General features: G+C 70.4%; 26 protein-coding genes. 5 read left to right on the top strand and 21 right to left on the bottom strand.

Going from position 1 to position 22,666, the window contains the following annotated elements; all coding sequences use genetic code 11:
- The first annotated feature begins 116 nt into the window (after positions 1-116).
- Positions 117-1,124, top strand: a complete 1,008-nt coding sequence (locus ACFYM6_RS33310) for a helix-turn-helix transcriptional regulator (protein ID WP_387281439.1) — start codon at positions 117-119, stop codon at positions 1,122-1,124.
- 144 nt (positions 1,125-1,268) lie between these two features.
- On the opposite strand, the gene ACFYM6_RS33305 is transcribed toward ACFYM6_RS33310, so the two are convergent.
- Together ACFYM6_RS33305 and ACFYM6_RS33300 are read right to left on the bottom strand one after the other, a co-directional pair.
- On the bottom strand, positions 1,269-1,472 hold the full coding sequence (locus ACFYM6_RS33305) for a hypothetical protein (protein ID WP_387281438.1): 204 nt from the start codon (positions 1,470-1,472) through the stop codon (positions 1,269-1,271).
- Between the two features lie 130 nt (positions 1,473-1,602).
- Positions 1,603-2,280, bottom strand: coding sequence for a hypothetical protein (locus tag ACFYM6_RS33300; RefSeq protein ID WP_387281437.1), 678 nt, complete (start codon positions 2,278-2,280; stop codon positions 1,603-1,605).
- A gap of 250 nt (positions 2,281-2,530) precedes the next feature.
- Here ACFYM6_RS33300 and ACFYM6_RS33295 point away from each other — a divergent pair, with 250 nt between their 5' ends.
- Entirely contained in the window at positions 2,531-3,028 is a 498-nt protein-coding gene (locus ACFYM6_RS33295; protein WP_387281436.1) for a DinB family protein, read from the top strand.
- 332 nt (positions 3,029-3,360) lie between these two features.
- Here the strand turns inward: ACFYM6_RS33295 and ACFYM6_RS33290 are convergent, their stop codons facing one another.
- On the bottom strand, positions 3,361-4,200 hold the full coding sequence (locus tag ACFYM6_RS33290; protein ID WP_387281435.1) for a PhzF family phenazine biosynthesis protein: 840 nt from the start codon (positions 4,198-4,200) through the stop codon (positions 3,361-3,363).
- 304 nt (positions 4,201-4,504) lie between these two features.
- Positions 4,505-4,945, bottom strand: coding sequence for a DNA glycosylase AlkZ-like family protein (locus ACFYM6_RS33285; RefSeq protein WP_387281434.1), 441 nt, complete (start codon positions 4,943-4,945; stop codon positions 4,505-4,507).
- Positions 4,946-5,046: 101 nt separating this feature from the next.
- On the opposite strand from ACFYM6_RS33285, the gene ACFYM6_RS33280 reads away from it, so the two are divergent.
- Positions 5,047-6,183, top strand: a complete 1,137-nt coding sequence (locus ACFYM6_RS33280; protein WP_387281433.1) for an RNA-guided endonuclease InsQ/TnpB family protein — start codon at positions 5,047-5,049, stop codon at positions 6,181-6,183.
- 306 nt (positions 6,184-6,489) lie between these two features.
- Here ACFYM6_RS33280 and ACFYM6_RS33275 read toward each other — a convergent pair whose 3' ends face one another.
- Entirely contained in the window at positions 6,490-6,957 is a 468-nt protein-coding gene (locus ACFYM6_RS33275) for a VOC family protein (protein ID WP_387281432.1), read from the bottom strand.
- A gap of 114 nt (positions 6,958-7,071) precedes the next feature.
- On the opposite strand from ACFYM6_RS33275, the gene ACFYM6_RS33270 reads away from it, so the two are divergent.
- The gene (locus tag ACFYM6_RS33270) at positions 7,072-8,103 is read left to right on the top strand and encodes a helix-turn-helix transcriptional regulator (RefSeq protein WP_387281431.1); all 1,032 of its coding nucleotides are present in this window, start codon (positions 7,072-7,074) and stop codon (positions 8,101-8,103) included.
- A 169-nt stretch (positions 8,104-8,272) separates the two neighbouring features.
- Here ACFYM6_RS33270 and ACFYM6_RS33265 read toward each other — a convergent pair whose 3' ends face one another.
- The 8 genes from ACFYM6_RS33265 to ACFYM6_RS33230 all read right to left on the bottom strand — a co-directional run bounded on the left by ACFYM6_RS33265 (position 8,273) and on the right by ACFYM6_RS33230 (position 15,145).
- Positions 8,273-8,437, bottom strand: a complete 165-nt coding sequence (locus ACFYM6_RS33265) for a hypothetical protein (RefSeq protein WP_387281430.1) — start codon at positions 8,435-8,437, stop codon at positions 8,273-8,275.
- A 299-nt stretch (positions 8,438-8,736) separates the two neighbouring features.
- Positions 8,737-9,411 carry a response regulator gene (locus tag ACFYM6_RS33260; protein WP_387281429.1) on the bottom strand — a complete coding sequence of 225 codons (675 nt, stop codon included), beginning with the start codon at positions 9,409-9,411 and terminating at the stop codon, positions 8,737-8,739.
- Positions 9,408-10,685, bottom strand: coding sequence for a sensor histidine kinase (locus tag ACFYM6_RS33255; protein WP_387281428.1), 1,278 nt, complete (start codon positions 10,683-10,685; stop codon positions 9,408-9,410). The genes ACFYM6_RS33260 and ACFYM6_RS33255 overlap by 4 nt, the downstream gene beginning before the upstream one ends.
- Positions 10,686-10,707: 22 nt before the next feature.
- Entirely contained in the window at positions 10,708-11,562 is an 855-nt protein-coding gene (locus tag ACFYM6_RS33250; RefSeq protein WP_387281427.1) for an ABC transporter permease subunit, read from the bottom strand.
- Entirely contained in the window at positions 11,559-12,485 is a 927-nt protein-coding gene (locus ACFYM6_RS33245; RefSeq protein WP_387281426.1) for an ABC transporter ATP-binding protein, read from the bottom strand. Before ACFYM6_RS33245 ends, ACFYM6_RS33250 begins: the two co-directional genes overlap by 4 nt.
- Positions 12,486-12,842: 357 nt before the next feature.
- A complete protein-coding gene (locus tag ACFYM6_RS33240) occupies positions 12,843-14,057 on the bottom strand; it encodes an RNA polymerase sigma factor (RefSeq protein ID WP_387281425.1) in 1,215 nt (404 codons plus the stop codon).
- Between the two features lie 43 nt (positions 14,058-14,100).
- Positions 14,101-14,472, bottom strand: coding sequence for a YciI family protein (locus ACFYM6_RS33235; protein WP_387281424.1), 372 nt, complete (start codon positions 14,470-14,472; stop codon positions 14,101-14,103).
- Between the two features lie 346 nt (positions 14,473-14,818).
- Positions 14,819-15,145 (bottom strand): hypothetical protein, encoded by a 327-nt coding sequence (locus tag ACFYM6_RS33230; RefSeq protein WP_387281443.1) that lies wholly within the window; start codon positions 15,143-15,145, stop codon positions 14,819-14,821.
- On the opposite strand from ACFYM6_RS33230, the gene ACFYM6_RS33225 reads away from it, so the two are divergent.
- Positions 15,092-15,628, top strand: coding sequence for a DUF1062 domain-containing protein (locus ACFYM6_RS33225; protein WP_387281442.1), 537 nt, complete (start codon positions 15,092-15,094; stop codon positions 15,626-15,628). The two genes, ACFYM6_RS33230 and ACFYM6_RS33225, sit on opposite strands and share 54 nt — an antisense overlap.
- 304 nt (positions 15,629-15,932) lie before the next feature.
- Here the strand turns inward: ACFYM6_RS33225 and ACFYM6_RS33220 are convergent, their stop codons facing one another.
- The 8 genes from ACFYM6_RS33220 to ACFYM6_RS33185 form a co-directional block, all read right to left on the bottom strand.
- Positions 15,933-16,616 carry a GNAT family N-acetyltransferase gene (locus tag ACFYM6_RS33220; RefSeq protein WP_387281423.1) on the bottom strand — a complete coding sequence of 228 codons (684 nt, stop codon included), beginning with the start codon at positions 16,614-16,616 and terminating at the stop codon, positions 15,933-15,935.
- A 178-nt stretch (positions 16,617-16,794) separates the two neighbouring features.
- Positions 16,795-17,106, bottom strand: a complete 312-nt coding sequence (locus tag ACFYM6_RS33215; protein WP_387281441.1) for a cupin domain-containing protein — start codon at positions 17,104-17,106, stop codon at positions 16,795-16,797.
- Between the two features lie 275 nt (positions 17,107-17,381).
- Positions 17,382-17,945, bottom strand: coding sequence for a sugar O-acetyltransferase (locus ACFYM6_RS33210; RefSeq protein WP_387281422.1), 564 nt, complete (start codon positions 17,943-17,945; stop codon positions 17,382-17,384).
- Between the two features lie 230 nt (positions 17,946-18,175).
- Positions 18,176-18,364 (bottom strand): carotenoid oxygenase family protein, encoded by a 189-nt coding sequence (locus ACFYM6_RS33205; RefSeq protein ID WP_387281421.1) that lies wholly within the window; start codon positions 18,362-18,364, stop codon positions 18,176-18,178.
- Positions 18,365-18,525: 161 nt separating this feature from the next.
- Positions 18,526-19,548, bottom strand: coding sequence for a class I SAM-dependent methyltransferase (locus ACFYM6_RS33200; RefSeq protein WP_387281420.1), 1,023 nt, complete (start codon positions 19,546-19,548; stop codon positions 18,526-18,528).
- Positions 19,545-20,543, bottom strand: coding sequence for a hypothetical protein (locus ACFYM6_RS33195; protein WP_387281419.1), 999 nt, complete (start codon positions 20,541-20,543; stop codon positions 19,545-19,547). The genes ACFYM6_RS33200 and ACFYM6_RS33195 overlap by 4 nt, the downstream gene beginning before the upstream one ends.
- The gene (locus ACFYM6_RS33190; RefSeq protein ID WP_387281418.1) at positions 20,540-21,646 is read right to left on the bottom strand and encodes an endonuclease/exonuclease/phosphatase family protein; all 1,107 of its coding nucleotides are present in this window, start codon (positions 21,644-21,646) and stop codon (positions 20,540-20,542) included. Before ACFYM6_RS33190 ends, ACFYM6_RS33195 begins: the two co-directional genes overlap by 4 nt.
- Positions 21,643-22,665, bottom strand: coding sequence for a glycosyltransferase family 2 protein (locus ACFYM6_RS33185; protein ID WP_387281417.1), 1,023 nt, complete (start codon positions 22,663-22,665; stop codon positions 21,643-21,645). The genes ACFYM6_RS33190 and ACFYM6_RS33185 overlap by 4 nt, the downstream gene beginning before the upstream one ends.
- Position 22,666 lies beyond the last annotated feature (1 nt).

Genomic DNA, 22,666 nt, shown 5'->3' with positions numbered 1-22,666 from the left:
CCGTCACCAAGCCCGCGCCCGCTGGTTCCACCAACGCACCCGACTGAATCGCGACTACGCCCTGGTCAGCTAGCAATTGGCGGCTGCCGTACTAGTCGATCGGCAGAATGACGGCCATGTCCGACGCGCGTGCCCGACTGCTGTCCCTGCTGTCGCTGTTGCAGACTCCTCGGCTATGGCCGGGAAGCGAGCTCGCGCAGCGGCTCGGGGTGTCCGGCCGGACCGTACGGCGCGACGTCGACCGGCTGCGCGAGCTGGGCTACCCGGTGTACGCCGAGCAGGGCGGGCTGGGCGGTTACCGGCTGACGGCAGGCTCCGCGATGCCGCCGCTGCTGCTCGAGGATGACGAGGCGGTCGCCGTGGCCATCGGGCTGCGCACGGCGGCGGTGCAGGCGGTGACCGGGGCGGACGACGCGGCGGTGCGCGCGTTGCGCAAGCTGCCTCAGGTCCTGCCGGCCCGGCTGCGCCGCCGGGTCGACACGCTGGCCTCCTCCACGGTGGCCCACCCGTTCTCTCTCGCCCCGGAGCCGGTGGACCCCGACGCCCTGGTCGTCGCCGCCACCACGATCGCCAACCACAAGCGGCTGCGGTTCCGGTACCGCGACGAGGGCCGGCACGTCGAGCCGCGCGCCCTGGTGACGGCCGGGCGGCGCTGGTACCTGCTCGCTTTCGACCTCGACCGCGACGATTGGCGGACCTTCCGACTGGACCGGGTCACGGACCTCGCCGCAACCGGTGCCCGGGCGACCACGAGAGACGTACCCGGCGGGGACGTCGCCGCCTTCGTCGCCAGCCGGACCACGCAGATGGCCCCGACATACCCGGCCGACGTAGTGATCCACGCACCGGCCGCCCACGTGGTGGACCGCCTCGGCGCGCCGCCGCCGGGCACCCTGACCGACCAGCCGGACGGCACCTGCCGGTGGCAGGCGCCGCCGGACACCCCCGAATGGCATACGCTCCGGCTGGCGTCGATCGGGCTTCCGTTCGACGTCAGCGGCCCGGCAGAGCTAGCTGCTCACCTCAGGTCAACAGCTGCACTGTTCCAGGCCGCCACAGCGGGACCAGGCCGGTCCGGGACGCGGGGCCGTGTCCGCCCAGCGTCACCGCCGCCGCACAGTTGATGCGCGCCTGAAGCGAGCGCTCGCCCGGCACGGCGGACCGAGGACAATCCGGGCTGATGCCGCCTGCCCAGTCGGCTGCATCGTGTGCATTTACCGCCAGTTCCTGCCGGGTGCACGGATCTGCCGCTGAGCACGCGCGACCTCCTAAAGATGGTCGCAGTACGGAGAGCAACGACGGCCAAGGGCGTGGCCCAGGTCCCGCAGGAGACTACCCAGCCGCTCGGCCTCCTCGGCGGTGGGTGGAGTGATGGCTGCGCCCGCCGCGATGTGCTCTCCGGCCTCGTGCAGCGCAACGTACGGATCTTCGGCGGTTGCGCGGTCGAGCCGCAGAACGACGTCATCCCGCATGCGCAGACCCTAATCGCACGTCGCGCGGCACCGGTTGGCCAAGGTCGGGGGTGCGCTGATCTGCCGCGAGGCGTGCGCCGGCAGGGCGCGTTGTGTTCGCCGCTGGCGACTGGTGTACGGGCAGGATTGGCTACGAGTCTTGGACGAGGAAGCACCCGTGTCGGCCGTCGGTGGAGATGAACGCGAAGGCCACCGGTGCGGCGCCGAGGTTGAGGTGGAACGGTTTCCAGTTCGTCTCGAGGCGCAGTAGGGGCCGCCACGGCCCCCTCTTGGGCCAGTCGTGTCCGTTGAGCAGTAGTGCCGTCCCGCCGATCTTGTCCTGGTCCAGTGTCTGGAAGTGGCGGTCCTGTTCGTGTGGTGGCAGCGCCGTGTAGGCGTCGTACGGCAGGTGCTCGGGGTCCTCACCGCGGGCCAGTTCGACGGTGTACTCCGCTGGCGACCCATCGCGGTGGTAGAGGGTTGGGCCGCTGGTCAGTGGGCTGGTCGGCCCGTCGAAGACGCCGCCGGGCTGGATGATGACGGCGTTCTCGCCGCCGTCGGGGAAGATGACGTCCGGGTCGAAGTCCTCCACGTCGCTGCCGTGGTCGCCATGGGTGACGAACACGTAGGCCAACTGTCCCGGGCCGGCTCCGGCGAGCTCGGGCTCCAATGCGATCTGGCAGACAAACCGCATCGGGCTGTCCCAGCCTTGGCTGACCGGCCACTGCGCTCCGCTAAGCCAGACGGGCTGACCGCCGAACTTGGTGACCGGCTCGGTCACCGGCGCCTCGGCCCGGTGATAGTTCGCGATCCGCCATACGGCAGTCATGGCGGCGACCGTAGCAGACAGCCCCAGCACCCGGCCCGCAGCCAATCGTGACAGCGCTGGTCGCGTGAGGCGGGTCGACATCGAATGGCCGCCGGTAGATACAGCATTAACCTCGCCCTGTTCCTGGACGTATCCTCATCTGCCGTCGAGCGGGCGTCAGGGGCCGCACCTACGAGACCGACAAGTCAGCCGACCGCTCGTGCCGATGTCCGCTAGTTGCCGCTGTGCAGCGGTCTGGAATGCTTTGCCCATGCCTTCCTACCCGCCCACCTTCGCCGACCAGGTCATCGCACAGCCAGCCCGTGCCCAGTTCGAGGCGTTCCTCGACGAGCACCGCGGCGCGCTCAACGGCTGCTTGGACGGGCTGACAGAGGAACAGGCGCGCCGATCGTTGGTGGCCTCCCGGACCACGCTGCTGGGTCTTGTGAAGCACGCGACTTTCGTCGAGAAGGTCTGGTTTGACGAAGCCGTCACGTGCCGGTCGCGCGCTGAGATCGGCATCCCTGCGACGTCAGAGGAGTCGTTCATCCTCGATGACGACGACACGATCGCCACCGTCCAGCACGCACACCGCGAAGCCTGCGAAGCATCACGCCATGCGACGTCATCCCTGGGTCTGGACGACATCCTTCACGGACACCGCCGGGGCCCGCTCCCGCTGCGGTGGGTGTATCTCCACGTGCTGCGCGAGCTCGCCCAGCACTGCGGGCACGCAGACATTCTTCGAGAGCAGCTCATCAACGAGTAGTGCGCGGACGTCCGCTAAGTAGGCTCCCCTCTCTGTCAAGACATCGCCGGGAGCGGGGTTCTAAGCTGGGTCTCGGCGGGTCCGGGAAGTGACTTCTCCGAAGAGCCGGCTTGGGGATGCGAGCTGGTCACGCTGGAGTCAGTAGTCGTTCCCCGGTGTCCTCCCGGGCCCGTCGCCGCGGCTACGGCGTCGTTGATCATGCGCCGGTAGACGATGTCAGGCAGGCGCCGTTTCAGAGACCGCATCGCCGTTGCAGGAGGTGGTGCCGATCAGCGCGACGCAGTGGGCGTTGGCGGCATCGGCTGGGTCCGTCAGACCCGCTCGCCTGCAGGTCAGGTGAGGGCAACGGCGGCGCCGGTCACCGCGATCCCGGTTCTGGGTTGGGCGGGGATGTTTACCGTGAGCAGGCTTGGGCGGCCCATGTCCTGGCCCTGGTGCACGGTGACCGTCGCGGGCGGCGTCACCAGGCCCAGCTCGCGTAGGTAGCCACCCAACGCGGCCGCTGCCGCACCGGTCGCGGGGTCCTCCACAACGCCACCGGGTGGGAACGGGTTACGCGCGTGGAACACCAGCGCGGACTCGCGGTGGACCAGGTTGATCGTTGTCCAGCCGCGCTGGGCCATCAGGCTGGCCAGGGCCGCCATGTTGTAGTCCAGGTTGGCCAGGCGTTGCCGGCTCGCGGCGGCCACGATGGGATGCCACGCCCCGGCGAAGGCGATCCGCGGCGGCAGCGTCGCGTCGAGGTCACCCGATGTCCATCGCAGCGCTTCGAGCAGGGCCGCAAGGTCGCTGGCGGAGACAGGTTTGGTTCGGGGTTCGACGCTGATCAGCGTGGCGGTGGTGGTGCCGTCCGCGTGCATCTTGGTGGAGACCTCGACCAGGCCGGCGCGGGTCTCCAGATGCAGGATTCGCGGACCGTGCCGCTCGGCGTAGGCAGCTGCCGACGCGATGGTCGCGTGGCCGCAGAATGGGACCTCTGCCTTTGGGCTGAAGTAGCGCACCTTGAAATGCCCGTCCCCGTCAGGTACGAGGAACGCCGTTTCGGAGTACCCGACCTCGGCCGCGAGCCGCTGCATCTCCGCGTCGCTGAGCCCGGTGGCATCCAGCACAACACCAGCCGGGTTGCCGCCAGCCGGATCGGCACTGAACGCGGCGTACCGCAGGATCTCCATGATCATGATCCTAGGGCGGAAGCCCACCAAATTCGAGTGCAATCCACCCTCGCGGCCGCAAGAGCAACCCTGTAGCCCGGCATCCGCTCTAAAGTAGCCGCTGATCGCTCGTACCTCACCGGCCTGTAGTCGTCGTCGACCTGCTCCCTGCCCAGAAGGTGGCCGCGATCGTGCTGGCCGGGTCCGGCTGAGCGGGGTGTCCGTCGCGGCGGTCAACGTAGCTACCGTGGCAATGGACGGGACCACGATCCAGGCGGCAGCAAGCGCAAGGGCGCGACGGCGGCCGACTATGCAACCCCACCTGTCAGGCGTGATCGGTCACATCACGGGGAGCCATCCTGGTCTCACTCCAGCGTTCCTGTACCTCTGCCCGTGCCTGGGCCGCGAGCTCGTCCAGGTCGAGCCCGGTGAGATCACGGGCGTACACACCGAGAATCCGTTGGCGCAGCAGCACCTGGTGCCGAGGACGCCAGTTCCAGGCGTCCTCGGCGGTGACCAGGTGCACGGTGCGGCGCATCAGGTGCAGCCGCACCACGGCGCGCTGCTCGAGCAGCCGTGAGAGTTCCGAAGGGTCGAAGCTGCTCACCCGCGACCACAGCCCGACGAAAGGTTCCTGCGGTTCCTGCGCCTGCAACCCGCACAGGTGGCCGACCGCGTCGAGCACGGACACGTCGGTGCGCTCGAGCAGGAACTGACGGGCGAGGGTAGCGCGGTTGAGCGCTCGCACGTCGAGGCGCTCGGTCATCGGAATTGCGGCGTCTCCTCCCGGCCGTTTACGGCCGGGAGGAGACGCCGCCCCCTCCCCTCAGTGATCGTCTTACATGGATAGTCGTTAGGATGTGGGTCGTGGGTGATGTGGTGAAGCGGGCTTACAAGTACCGCTTCTACCCGTCTCCTGAACAGGCTGGGCAGCTGAACCGCACCTTCGGGTGCGTGCGTGTGGTGTACAACCGAGCGTTGGAAGCCCGCACCCGGGCGTGGGCGGTCGACCGTCGGCGCACCACGTACGTTGAGTCGTCGGGGTGGCTGACGGAGTGGAAACGCACCGATGACCTGGCGTTCCTGAACGAGGTGTCGTCGGTGCCGTTGCAGCAGACGCTGCGGCATCTGCAGGCCGGATTCGTAGCGTTCTGGGACAAGCGGTCCCGGTATCCGAGGTTCAAGTCCAAGCGCAAGTCGCGGGCGTCGGCCGAATACACCCGCTCCGCCTTCCGGTGGCGTGACGGCCGGCTCACTCTGGCCAAGATGAACGCGCCGCTGGAAATCGTGTGGTCCCGACCGTTGCCGGAGGGGGCGGAACCTTCCACGGTCACGGTGTCCCGGGACGCTGCCGGACGCTGGTTCGTGTCCCTGCTGGTGGAGGACCCGACGGTGACGCCGCTGCCGCCGGTCGCGGCGGAGGTCGGTGTGGACGCGGGCATCACCAGTCTTCTCACCCTGTCCTGCCCGATGCCCGGGGTGAGTGACGAGCTGGGCAAGGTGGCCAACCCGCGTTACGGGCAGGCCGACCGGCGCAAGCTCGCCAAGGCGCAGCGGAACCTGGCCCGCAAACAGGACGGCTCCGCGAACCGGGCCAAGGCCCGGCTCAGAGTGGCCCGCATCCACGCCCGGATCGCCGACCGGCGGCGGGACCACCTGCACAAGCTGACCACTCGACTCGTCCGTGAGACCCAAACGGTCGCGATCGAAGACCTCAGCGTGCGCAACATGCTCCGCAACCGGCGTCTGGCCCGTGTCATCTCCGACGCGGCCTGGGGCCAGTTCCGCGGCATGCTGGAGTACAAAGCCACCTGGTACGGGCGTAAGGTGATCCCCGTCGACCGGTGGCTGCCCACGTCCAAAACCTGCTCCGGGTGCGGGCGGATCAACACCACCCTCACCCTCGATGTCCGCGCTTGGACGTGCCCGGGTTGCGGGGCCGTGCACGATCGGGACATCAACGCTGCTAAGAACATTCTCGCCGCCGGGCTGGCGGAGGGGTAAAACGCCTGCGGAGCTGATGTAAGACCTCAAGGGAAAGTCCTCCCGGAAAGGCAGTCGGCGATGAAACAGGAAACCTCACGGGCGACCGTGAGAATCCTGGCCCTTCAGGGCCGGGAGGATGTCAACTCCGGTCTCCTGCGGCGCGCGCGCGGTCGGCGGTACGGCGGCGCAGGTGGGGGAGCTGGATGCCGGTGCGGCCCAGGGGACGCGTACGCATGAATGGCTCCTTTAGTTAGGCCCGGGGGATCTGGCAACGGGACGAGGCCGCCGAGCTGGGCGTCTCGTCCCGTTGCCAGAGGGCGAGGGTCAGGCGTTGGCGTACTGGGCGGCGACGTCGAGGATCCAGGTGATGCCGAAGCGGTCGGTCAGCATCCCGAACCCGGGTGCCCACTGCGCCGGGCCGTACGCCTCGACGACGGTGGCGCCATCGGCCAGCTTCTCCCACAGCGCGCCGACCTCTTCGACGGTCTCGCCGCGGACGGACAGGAAGAACGGCTCGCCGGTCAGGGTCATGCCGTTCTCGCGTCGCGTGGAGGGCGCCGGCGCGATGCCGGCTCCGGCCTGGCTGGGGACGTCGTAGGCCATGACGCGGAAGCCGTCGTCGGCCGCGACCTGGCCCCAGACGACCTTGCTGGCGTCGGGCAGGTCGTTCGGCATCCCGAAGTCGCCGTACGTGATGGCCATGATCTCGCCGCCGAACACCGAGTGGTAGAACTCCAGCGCCTGCCGGGCGTTGCCCCGGAAGTTGAGGTGGGCGGTGGTGGTGATGCTCATCCAAGGCTCCTGGTGGAAGTTGTTTCCGGTCACGGTGTCCGGCCGGCGTCGTCACCAAGGTTCGACGGCGTAGGTGACAGGTTGTGGCATCTACTGCGGGTAGATTTCAGCCTCATGCCGAAAACCTCTGGTCGACTGCTGGCCATGTTGTCGCTGCTGCAGACGCGCCGTGACTGGCCGGGCACGCTGCTGGCCGAGCGGCTCGGCATCAGCCTGCGGACCGTGCGCCGCGACGTGGACCGGCTGCGCGAGCTCGGCTACCCCATCGCCGCCGTCAAGGGTCCCGACGGTGGCTACCGGCTCAGCGCCGGCACCGAGCTACCGCCTCTGCTGTTCGACGACGAGCAGGCCGTGGCCCTCACCATCGCGCTGCAGACCGCCGCCACCACACTGGGCGACGGCACCGGCGAAGCGGCAGCACGGGCGTTGACCACCATCCGGCAGGTCATGCCGTCCCGGCTGCGGCACCGCATCCACGCCCTCCAGATCACCGCCGTCGAACGGCCCGCCACCCGACCGGCCGCCCCGATCGACGGCGACGTGCTCCTGGCGATCAGCTCCGCCGTACGAGCCCACGAGATCCTCCGCTTCGACTACGGCTCCGAGACCGCGGACAAGCCCCCGCGCCGCGTCGAGCCGCACCACGTCATCACCTGGGACGGACGCTGGTACCTCGTCGCGTGGGACCTCGACCGGTCGGACTGGCGCACCTTCCGCGCCGACCGGATCACCCTGCGCATCCCCAACGGACCCCGCTTCACGCCCAGGGAACTGCCCGGCGGCGACGTGACCACCTTCGTCACCGGCAGGTTCCGCGGCGCTGACGACGGCACCATCGGCTGGCCCTGCGAGGGCACCGCGATTCTTGACCTGCCGGCCGCCGTCGTGGCCCTCTACACGCGCGACGGGATCGTCGAGGAGCTCGGCTCGGACCGCTGCCGGCTCACTCTCGGCTCCTGGTCCTGGCCCGGCCTCGCCGCCGCCATCGCCCGGTTCGACACCGAGATCGAGGTTGTCGGCCCCGCCGAGCTTGTCGACGCCTTCGGGCACCTCGCCCGCCGCCTCGCCAGGACCGCGCCGGCCCCACTCCTGGCGGGACTTCTTGACCGGGTGCTCGCTCATACCGCCGACCCCGACGGAGCGTGATGTCCCCGGTGCCGCAGCGCCCGGTCGTAGCCGAGAACAGTGTTGTCCGACGAGGAACTCGGACGAACACGTCCTTCATGCCTGATCGAGCAGAGCCGCCATGGTTCGGTGGCAATGCTGCAGCGTGCGGCGTGGTACCCGGCAGCATCGGCGACAGCGCTTGCGGCGGTCAGCTCTGCTGGTAGTTCACTGCGGCGAACCCGCATGGCTGGTGCAGGTGCAGGTAGTAGGCGCCCTCGCCGAACTCGTCCAGGTCCCCCGTTCCGGTCGACTCCGGCAGTTGCCGGCCTGCAGCTGCGGCACAGTGGGCCGGAGGTACCACCGTGCGAACCACACCGCCACGGTCGCCGGTGATCCGCTACCGCTGAGTTTGCCCAGCTCACGGGCATCGGGCGGCAGCCGGTGACCCCGGCCCGGCGGTCCGCGCGGCTGGTGCGGTTCGCCAATGCCGAAGAGATCAACCCGTCCACGCTCCGGTCCGTTCCCGAGGCGCGGCCGGCGTCGGACGGGACACCCCAAGCAACCACGAGGCGGATCTCGTCGCTTGGCGCACGACCCACCCGCGTGCGGCCTGTCCGACTACGCCTGTCGTACGGCGTGTATGCCCGATCGGTCGCCGGATCGCATGGACGGTCATCCGCCGGTGTTCGGTCGGGTGAGTCCCTGGTCGTAGGCGAAGATGACGGCCTGTACGCGGTCGCGGGCACCTATCTTGGCGAGGACCTTGCCGACGTGGGTCTTCACGGTGGACTCCGACAGCACGAGCCGCTCGGCGATCTCCCGGTTGGTCCAGCCACTGCCGATCGCCACGAGGATCTCGCGTTCCCGGTCGGTGAGGCTGGCCAGCCGCGGGTCGGTCCGGCCCGGCTGCGAGGGGCCGGCGGCGAGCTGGCCGGCGAAGCGGTCCAGCAGTCGGCGGGTCAGCGCGGGCGCGATGACGGCGTCGCCGTCCGCGACCGCCCGGATGCCTGCCAGAAGCTCCTCGGGGCGCGCGTCCTTGAGCAGGAAGCCGCTGGCCCCGGCGCGCAGGGCGGCGTGCGCGTACTCGTCTAGGTCGAACGTGGTCAGCACGAGCACCCGGGACCGGTCGCCGGCCGCGACGATGCGTCGGGTGGCCTCGATGCCGTCCATGCCGGGCATGCGTACGTCCATGAGAATCACGTCGGGGTGCAGCTGCTCGGCTCGGCGCACCGCCTCGGTACCGTTGCCGGCTTCTCCGACGACGTCCGTTTCCTCGTTGTTCTCGAGCAGCATGCGGAAACCCAGCCGTTGCAGGGGCTGGTCGTCGACGATGAGCACGGTGATCATGTCTGGCCTTCGAGTGCGGCGAGCGGGGTCAGGTCGAGGATCGCCCGCACCGTCCAGCCTCCGCCAGGGCGCCGGCCGGCCTCGACGGTTCCGGCGTACAGGGCGGCTCGCTCGCGCATGCCGGCGAGTCCGTGCCCGGGTTTCGCGGGCGGCGGTGGCGGGCGGTCGGGCGGCTGGGGGCCGGTGTCGTGCACCGTGATCTGCAGCCGCCCGTCGGCGGCGGTGAGGCCGACGTCGAGCGCGGTGTGCGGCCCCGCGTACCGCAGCGCGTTGGTGAGCGCCTCCTGTGCGATCCGGTACGCGGTGAGCTGTACCCCGGGGTCGAGGGCATCAAGGTTGCCGGCGGTGCGGTAGACGACGTCCGGTCCGGCCACCCGGATGCGCTCACACAGGGCGCTGATCTCGGCGACGCCGGGCTGCGGGTGGCGCTCGGCGGCCTCGGTCTCGTCGCGCAGGACGCCGAGCACCCGGCGCAGTTCGGCGAGGGCCTGCCGGCTGGTGTCGCCGATGAGTTCAAGCGCCTCGCGGCCGCGTTGCGGGTTGCCGCCGACCGCGTACGCGCCGCCGTCGGCCAGTGAGATGATCACCGACAGGCTGTGGCCGACGATGTCGTGCATCTCGCGAGCCACCCGGGTGCGTTCGGTGGCTGCGGCGAGCCGGCTGCGCTGGTCGCGCTCGATCTCCAGACGCAGCGCCCGGTCGCGCAGCGCGGCCAGCTGTGCCCGGCGGATGCGGATGGCGACACCCAGGGCGGCGGCCGCGGTAGCGGCGCTGTATAGGAAGAACAGCGCGTCCCACGGCGTCACGACGGCGGAGGCCCGCCACGCGACCAGGGACATCGCCGCGGCGACGGTCAGTCCGGCCCAGAGCAGCCGGGCCGGATGGACCCGCAGCACGAGGCTATAGATGGCGATGAGCAGCGCGACGTCGGCGCGGAGCAGCACGCCGAGGGACCACTGTAGGACGAACACCGCGGCGATGGCGTAGAACGCGGCGGTTGGTGCCCGCCGGCGCCAGAACAGCGGCAGGACGAGGCCGAGCTGCAGGGCGACCGTGGCGGCCAGGGGCGGATGGTTCAGCAGGACCCGCAGCTCCCGCCGCTCGTCGGTGTGGACGAGGTCGGGAATGCAGAACACCAGCAGTACCGCGGCGACCACCGCCGTGTCGAACAGCCATGGCCGCCGGGCGTCGAACCGCCGCAGCCGCTGGCCAAGGCCGGCGAGCCGGTCGACCAGCGGATGGGCGGCGAGATGGTCGGTGCCTGCAGAGCTCATCGTCACCAACCCGTTGCGATGGTCATGCGTCCTTGCGTACCAGACGGTAGGCGGCGCCGGCCAGCGCCAGGACGGTCCAGCCCAGCAGGACCAGCGCGCCGGTCCCCGCGGACAGCATGCCCGTGCTGTGGTGCAGCGCGTACAGCGACTCGCCAGCGTTGCTCGGCAGGTACGGCCCGATGTTGTCCTGCCAGGAGGTCGGCAGCAGCGACAGCAGCCCGGGCACCAGCAGCAGCGTGGCGACGAGCACCGAGATGGCCCCGGGCACCGAGCGCATCAGCATCCCGAGCGCGGTCCCGATCACCCCGACGAGGCTCAGATAGAGGCCGGCGCCGAGCAGCGACCGGGCGACGCCGCTGTCCGACAGGGGCATGTGGGCCGGGGTGCCGTTCACGATGGCGTTGACGATCAGGAACCCGCCGAACGCGCCGGCGACGCCGACGACGAAGGCGACCACGCCGTACACGGTGGCCTTGGACCACAGCACCGGCAGCCGGCGCGGCACCGCGGCCAGCGTCGAGCGGATCATGCCCGTGGAGTACTCACCCGCGGCGACCAGCACGCCGAGCACGCCGAGCGCCAGCTGGCCGAACCGTACGCCGAACAGCGTCAGGGTCACCGCGCTCGCGTTGACGAACTCCCCCGAGCCCGGCCGGGTGCCGCCGGAGGTGGCCAGCGACTTGTACCGCACCGCCGCGATGCTGCCGAACACCAGCAGGCCGGCCAGCCCGAGGGCGAGCGTGATCCAGGTGGAGCGCAGCGTCCACAGCTTCGCCCACTCCGAGCGGAGCACCCGCCGCCCAGTGACCTTGTACGCGGGCCGCGACACCGGCCCGGCGCCGGCTCCCGCGGTGCGAACTTCCGTAACAGTGCTCATGCCGCCACCCCGCTCGTCACGGCGCCGTGGTACTCCACGGCGTCCCTCGTCAGATCCATGAACGCCTCCTCCAGCGATACGTGCTTCGGGGTGAGCTCGAACAGCGCGATGCCATGCTCGGCGGCCACGAGCCCGATCTGCCGTGCCGACAGGCCGCTCACCTGCAGCTGCTCGGAGCCGGCCCGCCCGGTGATCTCGACGCCCGGGCCGGCCAGTGCGGCCCGCAACCGGGCCGGGTCCGCGGTGGCCACGGTGACGGTGTCGCCGCCAGCGTGGCGCACCAGGTCCTGCACGGTGGTGTCGGCGAGCAGCCGCCCGCGCCCGACGACGATGAGGTGCTCGGCGACGAGCGCCACCTCGGCCATCAGGTGCGACGACACGAACACCGTGCGGCCCTCGGCGGCGAGCCCGGCGAGCAGGTTGCGTATCCACAGCACGCCCTCGGGGTCGAGACCGTTGACGGGCTCGTCGAGCATCACCGTGGCCGGGTCGCCGAGCAACGCGGCGGCGATGCCGAGCCGCTGCCCCATGCCCAGCGAAAACGACCCGGCACGCCTGCGCGCCACGGACTGCAACCCGGTCAGCTCGATCATCTCGTCGACCCGCCGCCGCGGGATACCGTGCGTGTGGGCGAGGACCATCAGGTGGTCGAACGCGGTGCGGCCCGGGTGGATCGACCGCGCCTCCAGCAGTGCTCCGACCTCCTGCAGCGGCGCCGTGTGGCGCGCGTACCGCCGGCCGTTGACGGTCACTGACCCACTGGTCGGAGCGTCCAGCCCGATGATCAAGCGCATGGTGGTGGACTTCCCCGCACCGTTCGGCCCGAGGAACCCGGTCACCATGCCGGGCTTCACCTCGAAGTCGAGGCGGTCGACCGCCGTCTTCTCGCCGTACCGCTTCGTCAGCTGCCGTGCCTCGATCATCGACCATCCCTCGCCTCGACTCCGCCGCGTTTCCGGCATCCCGTCAACGACGCTAGAGGCCGAACGCCCTCCGGCGGCGGTACCACGGAATGATCTCTCGGTTCCGGCGTAGTACCGCGGTACCCATCCGGGCAGCCAGCAGCGTCGCGGAAGGTACGGGCGGGTGGCTGGGCGTCCAAGCTGATCCGGCAACGGGTAGCTCAACGGCTGATGATGATGCCCAAATGGCCCGTCTGCCGGCTCCGTCATCCGGCCATGTCTCCGCCGAGGCCGGGCAGGGACGTCGGACGCAAGAGTGGCTTCTTCGATGGTGGGAGATGCGCGCAGCCGGCCGGCTGGTTGGCCGAGCTGGAGAAGTCAGCTCAGCGTGGCCGCCTTGCGCAACAGCACTGAGCGTTCGCGCTGGTTGGCGCACAGCCGGGCCGCCAGCTCCAGCTCGGCGCGCGCTTCCGGTCGCCGTCCGAGCCGGGTCAGCAGCTCACCACGTACGGTCGGAACCAAATGCGAACCGGGGAGCCGGTCCGAGGCGATCAGCTCGTCCACGATGGCCAGGGCTTGCGCCGGGCCCGAGGCCATGGCAACAGCGACGGCCCGGTTGAGCACGACCACCGGCGACGGTGCGACCCGGCCGAGTGCCTCGTAGAGCACTACGATCCGGTCCCAGTCGGTTGCCTCGACCGAGGGCGCCGACGCGTGGGTGGCGGCGATCGCGGCCTGCAGGCCGTAGGGGCCGAGGCCGCGAGTCGATGCCTTGGCCAGCGCGGCCAGCCCACGGCGGATCGCCGAGATGTCCCACCGCCGCCGGTCCTGGTCCTCGAGCAGGATCGGCGAGCCGTCCGGGCCGGTCCGGGCCGGGAAGCGCGCGGCCGTCAGCTCGCACAACGCGAGCAGATCGTGCACCTCCGGCTCGGCCGGTTGCAGCGCGGCCAGCGTGCGGGCCAGCCGGATCGCCTCGTACGCGACGTCGGGGCGCAGCAGCCGGTCGCCTGAGGTGGCCGTCGACCCCTCGGTGAAGATCACGTAGATGACGCTGAGCACGCCGCCCAGCCGCTCCCGGCGCTCGTCGGCCGGCGGCAGCTCGAACGGCACCCCGGCCGCCGCGATCGTCTTCTTGCCCCGGGTGATGCGGGCCTGCACGGTCGGCACGGGTACGAGGAACGCGCGGGCGATCTCCTCGCTGGACAGGCCGCCGACCACGCGCAGGGTCAGCGCCACCCGGGCCTCGGGGGAGAGCACCGGGTGGCAGCTGATGAACATCAGCGCAAGCACGTCGTCATCGATCTTGTCGGGATCGATTTCTTCGTCCACCGCCAAGTCGGCCGCCAGCTGGGCGTATCGGTCCTGCAGGGCGCTCCGGCGGCGGATCGCGTCGATCGCCCGCCGCCGGGCCGTGGCCATCAGCCAGCCGGCCGGATTCGCCGGAGAGGCGAGCGGCCACGACACCAACGCCTCGGCCACCGCCTCCTGGGCCGCGTCCTCAGCCAGCCCGAAATCGCCGGTGAACCGGGTCAGCGCGGCGACGATCCGCGCCGACTCGATCCGCCAGACGGCCTCGACATCGACCGTACCCATCAGATCTGGCCGTTGCTCTCGCGCCCGGCCCAGTCCTTGACGATCACTCGCGGACCTGCGGGACCTCGTCGCTCCCAGGCACCCGCCGGACCTCGATCTTGGACCCGCGGGCCGCCGGGACCCGCTTGGCCCACTCGACCGCCTCCTGTTTCGAGGCGACGTCGAGCAGGAAGAAGCCCCCGAACAGTTCCTTGGTCTCGCCGTACGGCCCGTCCGTGACCACCGGGACCTCGCCGGTGAAGTCGACCACGACGCCCTTGCCCGGATCGTCCAGCCCTTCCGCCGCGAGGAGAACGCCGGCCTTGACCATCTCCTCGATGAACTGGCGGGTTGTGGCCATCATCTCGTCGATGTTGGTCATCATTGCCGCGTTCGACTCGTCGGTACCCCGCATGATCAGCAGGTACTTCGGCATCGCGTTCTCCTCGTCCGGCGGGGCCGCCTCTCGGCCCTCGCACCCTAACGTCGAACGAGTGGCCCGCAGATCGACACGGCCCCGGAGAAATCTCTCGCCGCGACGCAGCCGATCCCGCCGACGTCCGGTTTCGCCCGTCAGAGCGATCCCTGAGCGATGGCTGACGCGGATGCCCTGCTGATCAGAAAGCTCATCGTCGCATCTTTGCAAGGCGGCGACGCTCAGGCGATCGGCGCATGGCGAGCTCGCCGACCCCGCCCCTCAGTGCTCGGCACCAGGACAAAACGGGTGGCCTCGCCAGCCCGTCCCGCTCTACCTTGTAACTGGATCTTCTTCTCCGATCCACTCACGAGAGGACTTCACCCGCGTGACACCGCCCGCTCTTTAGACCCGACACCTTCCGTGCATCGGTCGCCGACGTCGCCGTCGGCTCTTTTCCCATGCCTACCGTCAGGTCTTCAGAGAGATCATGTCTACGCGTCCTCACACCATGCTGTCCTGGGCCCTTCGACCCACGCGCCTTCCCCTGCTCGCGTTCCGCTGCGTCCACCGCCATTCCGGCCTCGCCGCCACCGGCGACGGGAAGCTCCGCGTCAACGCCAACGGCAAACTCCTCGACATCTGGCCGGCCGCCTGCGTTTCCTGCGACCGCACCAGCAAGATCACCGTTCACGATCGCGTCCCGGTCCGGTACCTGGATCCGATCCTTCTGGAGGGCTACTCCGGCAACTCCTCCACCCTCGTCGCCCGCGTCCTTCTCGACCCGCTGACCGCCCGGCGCAACCGGTTCGCCCTGGAGTGGGACTCATGCTGGGAACTGCTCGCCCCGTCCCCTCCCGAAAGCCCCTGGCCCGTCCAGGTTTCGGTCGTCTTCGACGACCCCGTGCCCCTTCGCCCCGAACGGCTCATCGCCGAAGGGGCTGGGCATCAGCCGCGGGGAGATCGCTCCCTACGTCAAGATCGGCATTCCGCTGAACCGCAGGACTCACAGGGATTTCTCGTTCGTCCTGCTATGAGCCGCCGCCTTGGGCCTGAGCTGGGGCGAGAGGGAAGGTGGCCTTGCCATGGACTACGTCACGCGGCCGTCCGCGCGCGGTCGCTCATGACCGGGCGCGAACGAAGGTCAGGGCCGGCCCGATACCGGCGACGAAGGTGAACGCCCCCGACTCCATCGTCGACCCTGACGGGGTCGGGCCACGGATCGGGGGTTGAGACTGACTGGCCGGCTCCGTTGATCGAGTAGTCGGAATTCACCTCATCAACGCCGTCAGAGTGACGCTCTGTCACGGGCCGAGACCTGCGCCGTCCGCGCCGAGCATCCGCATCTGCCGAGATCAGTGCGCCGTTGTCGTCGGACGATGCGGCCTGACCCACACCGACCGAGGCCTGCCGGTCGTTGGATTGCGCGCTCGCCTGGGCGACGACGAGGAGTGTGGATCGGCCGCGAATATCTGCGCCGTTCAGGACGGGTACGCGTTGCCAGGCGTCGTTGCGATCAGTACATCGGCTACCGGCTGCCAGCCGAGCGTCATGTACAGACGCTGACCGTCCTCGCTGGCGATGAGAATGCCCTGTTCGACGCCTTCTTCGATCGCGGAACGGGCTAGTGCACTCATGACCGCGCTGGCTAGGCCCTTGCGGCGATGAGCCGGCATGGTTTCGATCCGGTCTGCGACCGCATCCGTACCGGCCAGTCCCATCGTCCCGCGCGCACCGACCTGTCCCGAGTCGTGCCCTACCGTGGCCGTGACCACGCTGTCGCCTCCGTGCGAGTCGACCTGGGTCAGGAGCCGGTACGGTGCGACGGGCATGTTCTGCGGATGCTCGCGAAGATCGGCTGTCATCAGCAGTTCCGAGTGCTTAAGCACGATCAGGCCGGCGGCCGCCAGAGCCGAGGCTGCCCTCGCCGGGTCGGTGGTGGGCACGGTCAGCCACGTGACGGCGTCCTCGCCAGCAACTAGCTCAGCCAGCGTGGTGAGCGACGCGAGGTCCTCGCCGGCATCGAGCGCGACATACTCGATGTCGCGGCCGGGCTGCATGCACCGGACCCGCAACGCGCCGCCTACGTCTTCGGCGACAGGCAGCGCGCGAGCCACGCCCCAGCCGCGCTGCCAGCGGACGATGAGATCTCGCAGGTTGCTCACCCATCGAGTAGATCACTTGCACGTGAGCGGCCCGCCACGCCCCTGGGACGCAATGAGCCCGAGATCACGTGCGCGGATCTGGATCCGCGATCCGCGCGCCACGGAGGGTTACGTGAGCGCTCGCGGCTCGCGGTCGCGGTAGCCGATGTTCGGATCCTGTTGTTTGATTCCGTGCGCGTCAGTCGTTCTCTTGCAGGCAGTAGACGGAGATGGCGAGGAGCGGATCCGCTCCGTCGTTGCGAATCTGGTGCGGCACCTTGCTCTCGAACGCCGCGACGTCCCCGGCGCGCAGAACTCTCGTCTGGTCCGCCCACGTCAAGGTGCCGATTCCGGACGCGATGACCCACACCTCACGCGACCGGTGCATATCAAGGTCGTTGGACGTTTTCGGCGCAACTGACCAGCGACCGACCTCGAACGGGCGGGAGCCGTTGACGGGAACGGCAGCAGCGCGCGGTGCACTGGGCCGCCCTCGGTGAAGTCGTACCAGTGTTCAAACCTTACGGGGCCGCTGGTCATGCTCGAATTCGTATTCGATACGTGTCCAGGTTGGTTCGCTGGAGCTGTTGCGTCTGGCGGCAATCGGACGCAGCGTTGCCGAGGTCGGCGCAAAGTGCTGAAGCCACAGCTTCCGCTGATAGACGACGTGTATGCTCCCGGGCTCAAGGTGTGCACTCTCATGCCGCCTAGCGCTCGTCACGCAAGGTAACCGCCTAGCGGTGCACGCATCCGGACGTGTCGATGAGCGTGGGTGAGCCGCAGGTTTCAGGTTGCGGTAGACGCTGGCTTCAGACGCTTGCGCTCGACAACGCTTGTAGCTGTCACCACGCTCAAAGGCGGCACGTCCTTCGCGACAACGGCGCCCGCGCCGACGACTGAGCCCCTACCGATTGTCACTCCGGGGGTGACCGTGGCTGCGGCGCCGATCCACACATCATCCTCGATGACGATGGGCGCGTGCGTGATGAAGTCGTACCGTTCGTCGAGCTCGACGGGGTGTCCGGCCGTGCTCAGAGTTACTCGGGGACCGATCAGGACGCGGTCACCGATGGTGATGCCCCCGTAGTCGAGGAAGAAGCATCCCTGATTGATGAACACGCGCTCTCCGAACGATGCTCCAAGCCCGTAGTCGCAATAGAACGGGGGCAGGATGGACAGCGAGTCAGGGATGGGTCCACCGAAGATCTCGGTGAGCACCGTCCTGCGCGTGTCGAGGTCGTCAAACGGCAGCACGTTGAGGCGCGAGGTCAGGTTCATGACGAGCTGTACGCGCTCCGCGAAGGCTCGGGACTCGGGCGTCCGTGTTCGTAGGCGTTGCTCGTTGCGCACGAGGCGATCTTGTCACGGCGAGTCAGAGACTGCGTGACGACCCACCGGCAGGGAATGCGTCACTCCGTGATCGTGGGGTCCTCATCGAACGTCTGGATCGGCCGCTGGCCGGGTGCGATCTACTCCAATCGCCGTCACAGTCTGCAGCCCGGGCGCTGCTCGGTCGGACGGCTTTCCTGTCGTTGAGTAGATGCCTGGGGCTAGCGCATTGAATGCGCCACGGACAGCGGTCAGTGTGAACCGGTAGGTTCCCCCCAGCCGGTCAACGTCAGCGCGGGCAGCTGATCAGGGACGCTGGACGCGTCGCGGTTGAGGTCGCTGACGACGGTGAGCACGTAGCCGTCGTCCTCGTTGGAGGCGCCGGCGGCGGGCACGAACACGGCCTCGCTCGGCGGCACCCCGGTGCCGACCGGCAGCACCGCAATCCCTCAGCCATCCCTCTCCGGTCTGCGGGTTCGGTGGCTGGCAGCAATGGGCGCCGTGCCGGCCACACTGGCACGGTGACCCGTACGGAGGGTCGGCGCGGTCGGCGCCGACCTGTCCGCACCGCGCGGCCGCCAGGGCGCTCCCGCAGGATGGCTCAGTCCGCGCCGACGCGCAGCCAGAACGAGGCGGGAAGGAACTGCTCGGTCAGCCCGATCCGGCGCCACAGTGGGGCCGCCACCTCGCGCAGCTCCGGGTCGCCGGCCACGAACGCGTTGGGCAGCTCGACCTGCCAGCGTTCCGGTGCGGCCAGCAGGAACGCAGCCAGCAGATACTGCTCGTTGTAGTGCCGGTGCCGCCACTGCGGCGGGTAGTCGCGGGGGAGCATGATGTCGTGCACCTGTACCAGCACGCCGGGACGCAACCGGGGCAGCACCTCGAAGAAGAAGACCGTAACGTCCGAGCCCATGAAGCTGCGGTGGGAGCCGTCGAAGAACAGCACGTCGCCCGCTTCGAGCGCGTCGAACAGGCTGAGGTCGGCCTGTTCGAGCGGGGCCCGGACCACCTCGTCGCAGAGCACGTCGACGCTCGCCCGGGGCGCGGGGTCGATCGAGGTGATCCGAGTTCGCAGGCCGTGGTCGCGTACCGCACGGCGGGCGAACTTGGTCGAGTTGCCCGAGCCGATCTCCACGTACCGCTTCGGGTCGCGCTCGACCAGGAAGCCGTAGAGGGCCAGGGCGTCCAGCGGCGGCAGCCAGCCGTTGACCCAGTATGGAGCCCCGAAGTCGAGATCGCCGCGCAGCGGGACGGCGGCGAGATGGTCACCGTGGTCGAGGAAGCGCCGCAGCCGGGCGGCGTACGCCTCCCGCCGCCGATCGAGCAGTTCGGTGAGGCCGGGGTGGTCGGGGCGGCCGTAGCCGAAGCGCGGCTCCGAACGGACCGGGAAGTCCACGAAGATCGGCCGGCGCAGCCCGAACGCGGACAGCACCAGCCCGTGCAGCAGCGGTCGGCGCTCCAGCCGGGCCAGGGGACCGGCCAGGAATGGCAGGGCGGAGAGCACCTCCACCCCGGAGGCGGTGCTCAACGCGCTGCGCAGCCGGCGGGTCGCGCTGCGCAGCCCGCCGCCGGTGACCCGGGGCGGAGCCGGCAGCCGGTCGGTGGGCCGGGAGGTGGCGGTCATGAGGGCGCTCCTTCGAGACGGTCGGCGGTCGGGTGGGGCAGTGGGGCCGTGGTGGGATCCGGTGGGCTGGCGGGGCCGGCCGAGCGGCGGCCGGTGGCCGCGAGCAGGGCGAGCACGACAGCGGTCGAGCCGATGTCGCCCACGGTCAGCAGCACTCGGCTCAACGCGACCAGCGTCACCAGGTCGGGTCCGCCGACCAGGGTGGCCACCGTGAGCGCGAGCGCGACCTCGCGTACGCCCAGCCCGGTCGGCAGCACCACGGCGCACAGGCCCGCGACCACGGAGAGGGCGAAGCCGCCCACGCCCAGCGGCAGCGCCGGGCCCGGATCGGCGCCGAGGGCGACGGCGAGCACGGTGACGTGCAGCCCGCTGATCAGCCAACCGAGCACCATCAGCCCGGTCGCGCCGAGCAGCGCCCGCCGCCCGGGCAGCAGCGGCCCGGCGTCGCCCCGGCGCAGCAGCCGCGCGGCGGCGCCCAGCAGCCGGGCCAGGAGATCCGGGGCCAGCACCGGCGCCGCGGCGGCCGCGCAGGCCGGCAGCAGCAACCACCACCACGGGCTCCGCGCGAGCAGCCAGGGCAGGGCCAGGACGCCGACCAGCACACCGGAGACCGCGGCGAGGCCCTGGCTGGCCAGGAACGCCGCGGCGAGTCGGGCCGGTGGCTGGCGCAGCGGCCGCGCCATGGCGGCGTGCGCCACCGTCGGCCACACGCCGCCGGGCAGGTAGCGGGTCAGCCCGGCGAGGAAGTAGACCCGGGTGGCGTCGCGCAGCGACAGCCGGGCGCCCAGCCCGGCGAGCAGCACCCGCCAGCCGACGAAGCCGGGCACCCCACCGACCGCCGCGAGGACCCCGGCGGCCAGGGCGGCGGCCCAGCCGACGGCCCGCAGGCTGTCGGCCATCCCGTGCCGCACCCGCCACACCTGCCAGCCGAGGAAGACCAGCACGGCGGCGTACCCGGCCAGACGCAGCGCCGCGGCCACCCGCGCCCGGCTCACCGGGCACCGCCCAGCGAGAGCACGACGTCCTGCACCCGGTGGTCGGACATGCCGCGGGCGTCCCGCAGCCGGTACCGGTGTACCGTCCAGTCGGCAGAGACGAACGTCCAGTCCAGCCGCCACCAGCGCCGCCCGCCGATCATCCACGACGTCGGGTACGCCGACCCGCTGGCCCGGCCGGCGTCGTTGAGCCGGTCGGTGAGCCGCCGTAGGTCGGCCATCGCCGGGCTGGTGTTCAGGTCACCGGCGACCAGCACCGGGTTCGGGTTGCGGTCCAGGTCGGCGGCGAGCGCCCGGTACTGCGCCTCCCGCCGCTGGAAGAACTCGTGCCGGCGCTGATAGAACAGCTCGCGCAGCGGGCTGCTCAGGTCCAGCGGCACCAGCAGGTGGGTGTTGTAGACCGACACGATGCGCCCCCGCACGAGCAGGTCGGTACGGAGCGACTTCACCTCCCAGTAGTCGGTGCGCCAGTCCGAGCCGGCCGGTGGATCAGCTGGCAGCGCGACCACCGCGACGACCGGGAACCGGGTGACGGTCACCAGTTCGCCCCGCAGCACCACCTGGTAGCCCGAGAACTCCCGGCCCAGCCGGGCCAGGTCCGCGTCGCGTCGCGCCGGGTCGTCGTCCGGCTTGTACTCCTGGAGCAGGTAGATGTCGGCGTGGCGCGCGGTGAGCGAGCCGTAGAAGACGTCGGCGTCGTCGGTGGCGTTCCACACGGTCGTGTTCCAGGAGACCAGGTGCAGCGCGTCCGGCGGCGCGGGTGGCGCGGTGCGCAGCACGGCCGGGTTCAGTCCCGCCAGGTCCCCACCGAGCAGCAGCCCGGCCACCGCGAGCAGCGCCACCCGGGCGCGGAACCGCCCGGCGACCACGGCCAGCACGAGCAGCAGGCCCGGTACGGCGACGAACGCCAACGGCGGGATCAGCTCCGGCGCCAGCCACAGCCACCACCGGCCGCTGAGCAGCCGGTGCGCCACCACGAACGCCAGCCACGCCCCCGCCAGCCCGGCCACCGTCCGCCTGGCGCCCACCCCGTCCCGCCGGCCGGCCGGATCCTGGCGCCTCGCCACCGGGGCCACGCCGACCGGCGCCTGCACGGCGGTCACGCGGCCACCGCCGGCTCCTCGTAGAGGCGGCGGAAGCGGCGCGAGAGCAGCCACTGGAGCAGTCCCACCGCCACCCCCACCCCGATGGTCAGGCTCACGACCAGGTGCAGGCCGGCGAAGGCGACCGTGTAGCGCGGGCCGCGGACCTGGCGCACGTAGCGGTACATCCGGGCGTCGCTGAACAGCCAGAGCATCAGCAGCAGCACCGGCACTGCGGTCCACGCCGGGCCGGCCAGCAGCGGCAGCGGCGCGGTGGCGGCGGCCAGCCACGAGGCCAGCCCGGTGCCGGACTCGGCGGAGGTGACCACCCCCACCACCCGGCGCCGGTGCAGGAAGAACGGGATGTGCACCCGGGTGCGGGTGAACACCTTGCCCAGCGCGATCCGCAGCGTCGCGTCGTCGTCGTGTCGGCCGATCACCCGGCTGGTCATCCGGACCTCGTACCGGTCGGTGAGCCGCTCGCTGACGTCGGCGCCCTCGCTCTGGGTCAGCCGCGGGTTGAACGGGCCGACCTCGGCCCAGATCCGGGCCGGCACGGCCAGGATCGCCGTCGACAGGAAGCCGGTGATGCTTCCCTCGGCGGCGCGGAAGTACCAGTGCCGGTACAGGTTGCGGTAGTCCTTGGTGAAGGTGCCGTCGATCAGCGGGACCGTGTCGTAGTTGCCGCAGACCGCGCCGACGCCGGGTTCGTCGCGCAGGATCGCCACCGCGGTGGCGACCGCGTCCGGAGCCAGCGCGACGTCCGAGTCGACGAACATGAGGACCTCCCCGGCGGCGGCCTCCGCGCCGAGGTTCCGCGCCACCGAGGGGCCGCTGTTGACCGGCGTACGCAGCAGCCGCACACCGGGGAAGGAGTGCGCGACGGCCACCGAGTCGTCGGTGCTGCCGTCGTCGACCACGATCACCTCCAGCGGCCGGTGGGTCTGCCGGCCCAGCCCTTCCAGGCAGAGGCGCAGCGTGCGGGCGTAGTTGTAGTTGGGCACGATCACCGAGACGAGTGGGGCGGAGACGATCACCACC

Source organism: Micromonospora sp. NPDC006431 (assembly GCF_042870725.1).
Lineage (GTDB): Bacteria > Actinomycetota > Actinomycetes > Mycobacteriales > Micromonosporaceae > Micromonospora.
This window is presented reverse-complemented; position numbering and strand designations above follow the sequence as displayed.